At 63.7% G+C, this 5014-nt stretch carries 4 protein-coding genes and 1 pseudogene; 2 read left to right on the forward strand and 3 right to left on the reverse strand.

Annotated elements, in window-relative coordinates:
* Nucleotides 1-204: 204 nt before the first annotated feature.
* From EDF31_RS19710 to EDF31_RS19720, 3 genes are read right to left on the reverse strand one after another with little or no spacing between them, the layout of a single operon-like run.
* A complete protein-coding gene (locus EDF31_RS19710) occupies nt 205-1119 on the reverse strand; it encodes an alpha/beta hydrolase (RefSeq protein ID WP_279387376.1) in 915 nt (304 codons plus the stop codon).
* Nucleotides 1116-2654, reverse strand: a complete 1539-nt coding sequence (locus tag EDF31_RS19715; protein WP_131847775.1) for an amidase family protein — start codon at nt 2652-2654, stop codon at nt 1116-1118. Before EDF31_RS19715 ends, EDF31_RS19710 begins: the two co-directional genes overlap by 4 nt.
* Before the next feature lie 25 nt (nt 2655-2679).
* Nucleotides 2680-3480, reverse strand: a complete 801-nt coding sequence (locus tag EDF31_RS19720; protein WP_131847777.1) for an alpha/beta hydrolase — start codon at nt 3478-3480, stop codon at nt 2680-2682.
* A 37-nt stretch (nt 3481-3517) separates the two neighbouring features.
* Between EDF31_RS19720 and EDF31_RS19725 the strand changes: the two genes are divergently transcribed.
* The gene (locus tag EDF31_RS19725; RefSeq protein ID WP_131847779.1) at nt 3518-4156 is read left to right on the forward strand and encodes a TetR/AcrR family transcriptional regulator; all 639 of its coding nucleotides are present in this window, start codon (nt 3518-3520) and stop codon (nt 4154-4156) included.
* A gap of 710 nt (nt 4157-4866) precedes the next feature.
* Nucleotides 4867-5014: pseudogene (locus tag EDF31_RS20435) on the forward strand (recombinase); the annotation flags it as partial.

Raw genomic sequence — 5014 nt, forward strand, 5'->3', positions numbered from 1 at the left:
TCACATCTCCACCTATCGAAGGTGCTCGGGCAGATCGTCGACATCGTGCAGCAGCATAGACACCACCACCGGCGCCCTCGTCTCACTGAACGATCCCCTCTGGCTGTGCGAGACCTGTCACTACTTACGACGCGACTGCTCTTGCTGGCGTCTCGTGGCGGCACGATGATCGAGCTCTGCGTGACCTTCAATATGCTGCGACAGTTATCGCTGCTGGTTGGCTTTCGTATGCGACGGGTCGCGTAGATGTCGGCTGAACCAGTCCGAGGCGGCAGCGGCACACTCCTCATAAAGGCGGCCGTAGACGTCGAAGTGTCCGCCAGGGACTTCAAGTAGCAGCTTCGGTTCGAGGGCCTGGTCGAAGGCGAGCCGGGTGTCGGCTGCCGGTGTGACCTGATCGTCGGTGGCGACGATAACGAGGAGGGGGGTCGGTGAGATGTAGGGCATCGTCGTGCCTGGAATGGTGGAGAAGTACCACTCTTGGCTGCGTTGGGTCATGAACGGTTGGAAGCTGCTTCGCGCTTTGGTGGACAGCGATGCTACGAACTGTTCTGCCGCCGGTGGTCCTGAAGGAAGAGTCTTCGGCGGTAGGCCATGTGCGCGATCGACTCTGTCTTGAGCCCAGGCTCGTTGTTGCTCGGCGAGCTGTTTTGTCGAGAGTCGGCGCTGGAGGTTGCGGCGGCCGTCGACGGTCGGTGTCTGCGCGACAACGCAGCGAACTCGAGGGTCGGAAGCGGCAACGGCAAGTACGTGTCCGCCGGAGTAGCTCATCCCCCAGATGCCGATCCTGTCAGGGGCAACGTCGGCGCGGGTCGAAAGGTAGGTGATGGCGTCGGAGTACGCACGTTGTTGTGCGATGGGGTCGATTTCCTGTCGGGGGAGGCCGTCGCTGAGTCCAGTGTTGGGGTGGTCGTAGGTGAGCGTCACGAAGCCTTGTCCAGCAAGGAACTGAGGGAAGTTGTGGTGCTCGAAGAACCCGATCACGAAGGCGAGCCCGTGAGTGAGGACGATCGCTGGGAACGGGCCTGCGCCTTCTGGTCGGCGAAGCTCACCGCGGAGCGTCCGCCCCTCTGATTCGAACTCGATCGATTCGCGTGTTGTCGGAACGGGTATTTTCACGCGTTGTTTCCAAACGATGGCGTGTGTAATCCGAGCGTTTTCTCAATTGTGGCGGCGGCGGAAAGAAGCGCCTCTTCGGAACCGTGGGGACCGACCAACATCGTGCCGCATGGGAGGCCGTCTGCGGTGTCGATGGGGAGGGTGATTGCGGGGTGACCGGTCATATCAGTGGGGGAGGTGTTCGTGAGCACGTCCCACCCGCGGAGGACTCGTGCACTGAGGTCGAGCTCATCGTCGAGGCGGTGAGGGAGGCTCGGCACGGTCGGCATGATGAGAAGGTCGACGCTGTCGAAGGCGGTGCTGTAGCTGTCTCGGAGGCGCTGACGGTCGTTCTGTGCGCGGGCGTAGACCTCGCCGCGGTAGTGCTGTCGGAGCCATTCCCCAAGGATGATGGCGACCTGGACCTGGGGTGACAGCTGCTCGGCTCGGTCGTCAAGCCCGGACCTCAGGGCGGCAGCGAACTCGGGTACGTATCGGCCTCGCCAGTGGTGACCGTTGCCGCCAGCGTTGAGCAGGGCAGCCATGCCTTCGACGAACACTGCGAAGGCGACGGGGCCGAGAGCTGCATGAGCTGGCTCGGATACGTCCCCGACGGATGCCCCGATTGCTTTCAGTCTTCCGAGCGTCCGGACGAAAGACTCATCGACTTCCCGTGCGACGACCCCATCCCCTGTGGCTTCCGTCAGGACTCCTATCCGGATGCCGGCGAGAGTGTCCGGTGCGCTACGAACCGCATGGAGGTAGTCGCGGTTGCGGGTCCACAGGTCGCCGTCGGTACGGGCCTGTCGGGGGTCGACCCCGTCTGGGCCGGCGATGACGGTGAGGAGTTTGGCGATGTCTTCGACGGTGCGCGCCATCGGCCCGAGGTGGTCGAAGGTTGCGTCGATGCCCATGGCGCCGGTGTACGGGACGAGGCCGTGTGTGGGCTTGAGACCGATCACACCGCACCAGCTCGCGGGGATGCGGACTGAGCCGCCCTGGTCGGCGCCGATAGTGAGGTCGATGTCTGAGTAGTGCAGAGCTGCGGCGCTGCCGCTGGAGGATCCGCCGGCGGATCGGGCCGTGTCGAGCTGGTTCAATGTGGGACCGAAGCTGCTGGATTCCCCACCCCCGGAGAAGCCGAACGCGTCCATGTTCGTCAGGCCGACGATGGTTGCACCGGCGTCGAGTACTCGCTGTACGACGGTGCTGTGCTGGGAGGGGATGAGGTCCTGCAACAAGGTGGAACCGCCGGTGAGTAGGACGCCGGCGACGGCGATCGCGTCCTTGACCGCTATCCGGGCGCCGTTCAAGAGTCCGCTGCCGGTGGGCGGGATCTCGCAACGCCGGACGAAGGCATTGAACGGGTCCTCGCTGGGCGATGGCGATCGCGACTGGTCGACCAGCGGAGCGGGTTCGCTCCGGTCCTGCATGAGCGGATCGATGATCGTCAACACCGTCTCGAGGACTGGTTTCAGTGCCTCGAAATCGGCCGACGGGAGACCGGTTCGCGCGGCGATGTTCGCGAAGGATCGGGAATCGAGTCGTGGAATCATGAGTGTCTCCGCTGGCCGAGTCGAGTTACGCCGTCGTGACGCGCAGCTGGTTGACCAGCGCGGCGAGCTGGTCAGGGGCTTCCAGGTGCGCCAGATGCGCCTGTCCAGCAAGTTCGTGCACGGTGCCTCGAGGAGTGAGGCGGGCAACGTGGTCGAACGTTGTGCCGTACGGCGCCTGACCGAGGTTGCGTTCACCCACGATGAGGTCGATTTGTGAAGCTTTCCGCGCGAACTCGTCCGGTACTGGTGCGTCGTTGAGTGACTGTGTCTCGCTGAAGAGCGGGGAACTGACGGCTTGCATCCCGGCCCACATGGCACTGTCGGCGCGGAAAAACTCGATGACCGTTTCGGGCATGCCCGTGACCTTACCGAGCGCGACCTCAACAGTGCGATCGAGGTCGCCGTTGGCGTGTGCAGTCTTCAAATCCGGCAATGCCTCTGCACCGAAGGGTGCCATGATCGGCTCGTAGGCGATCAAGTGGGGGACCTCGATCGTGTTCGCGAGGTGCAACGAGATCAGGCCGCCGTAGCTCCAGCCGAAGAGGGTGCGCACGTCGGAGAATTCGCGCAGGACAGCCTCGGCGTCCCGAACCTCAGTGTGAAGGTCGTACGTGTCGGTTAGTGGGCCGGAAGGATTCCGGCCACGCCGATTGACCACGGCGACGGTCGGCCACCCCTCCAAGTGGTGGGCCACCGGTGCCCATCCCGCGGCGTCTGCCATGACGCCCGGAATGATGACGATCACTGGCCCGTCGGGTTCGCCGTACACATCGACGGTTACCCAGCTGCCGTCGACCTCAACCTGTTTCTGAGTCGTTTGCTCCATATTCCTATTGTGGTGCAGTTGATCTAGAATGGTCAACATGCCACCCCGACCCGCTGGCCGACCGCGTGCGTTTGACCGAGACGACGCGCTTCGGCAGGCCGCCCATCTCTTCTGGCGCCACGGCTTCTCAGGCACCTCCACTCGTATGCTCACCGCCGCGCTGGAGATCTCGAGTTCGAGCCTGTATGCCGCGTTCGGAACGAAGGCTGACCTCTTCGACGAGGCGGTCCGGGTGTACGCGCTGCGGTACAGCGCAATCTACGATCGGGCGCTCGACGAGTCGACCGTGCTCGGAGCCATCGAGCGTCTGCTGAGTGAGTCCGTGATCGAATTCACGCGAACGGACGAGGGGCACCCGGGTTGTTTGACGAGCAGTGCGGTGATGTCCGATACGTCTTCCACTCTTGACGTCCGCTCGTTCGTCGCCGACTTGCAACGCTCCGACGAAGCTCGGTTGCGCCAGCTTCTTGAACAGGCATCGCTCGAGGGCGCTCTTTCGGGCACGGTGGACTCTGCCGTCCTGGCAGAGCTTGTGCAGACGATTTGGCAGGGCCTGTCCACTCGCGCTGAGCTTGGCGCATCTCGAGACGAACTCACGCGAGCCACCGGCCTCGCCCTAACGCTTGTCTCGACGGTCGCTCACGACGCGGCACCAGCTGCCATCCGGAACGTGTAGCCGCTGTTTTCCTGACACGAGAGAAGAGAGATAGGAAGAAAGTGTCGTTCGCCCAGTTCGGCGGTCCGGAGGTGCTGACCGTGGTGGAGGCGGAAAAGCCTCAGCCGGCTGCAGGTCAGGTGCGTATTGCCGTGAGAGCTGCAGCAGTCATAAATTTTTCTGCATCGAGCTGAACCCGCGGGCGAGGAGTCCGGAGTCGGTTACTCGGATCGCCGCGCGAGAGTCGCAACGCGCTGACTCGGGACTGCCGAGGGCCGGCGCCACGAGTTCGACGATTCCGCGGACAGTGGCGGCGCATTATGCGAAGTCGCGCAGCCACTCGGGGAGAGTGGTCGCGGATCCTATGTCGGCTTAACGGTCGGGGCTGAACGTTCCGTTGGTCGAATCCGGAGGATCCGCGTTCATCGGTAGACGGCCTCACCGCCGACGGCGCCCGCGGTCTCGTCACCGCCAGGGAGAAGATGGGGTCTTCCTGCGGAACTCCCTGAGAACGCCGGGGACCCTGCGGTTTACGCAAAAACGATGGGAGAAGTGCGACGGGGAGTTAGTCCACCAAGTCGCCTCGCCGCCGAGATTGAGACAGACCAAGGAGTGTCGACGCGGCGCCCGGAAGCCGGTCGTCCACCGGTGCAGAGTTGAACGCCTTGAGATGAGGGCCAGAACCCAGCAGTTACGTGGGCCCGCGATTCCCGTATGACTGTCCCGCATAAATGCCCGGTGAAGGTGCCTTAAACGCTACAGTCGTCGCATGCTCGTCGCATGCTCGTCGCATGCTCGTCGGATACGCCCGCGTCTCGACCTCTGGCCAGGACCTCGCCGCGCAGCGTGACGGCCTCCACTCACTCGGCGTCGACCCCG

It is taken from the genome of Curtobacterium sp. PhB142, from assembly GCF_004341255.1.
Lineage (GTDB): Bacteria > Actinomycetota > Actinomycetes > Actinomycetales > Microbacteriaceae > Curtobacterium.

Excerpts from the sequence above, each read along its gene's own strand:
- EDF31_RS19715 (WP_131847775.1), bottom strand. The coding sequence starts at position 2,654 with ATGATTCCACGACTCGATTCCCGATCCTTCGCGAACATCGCCGCGCGA.
- EDF31_RS19720 (WP_131847777.1), bottom strand. The coding sequence starts at position 3,480 with ATGGAGCAAACGACTCAGAAACAGGTTGAGGTCGACGGCAGCTGGGTA.
- EDF31_RS19725 (WP_131847779.1), top strand. The coding sequence starts at position 3,518 with ATGCCACCCCGACCCGCTGGCCGACCGCGTGCGTTTGACCGAGACGAC.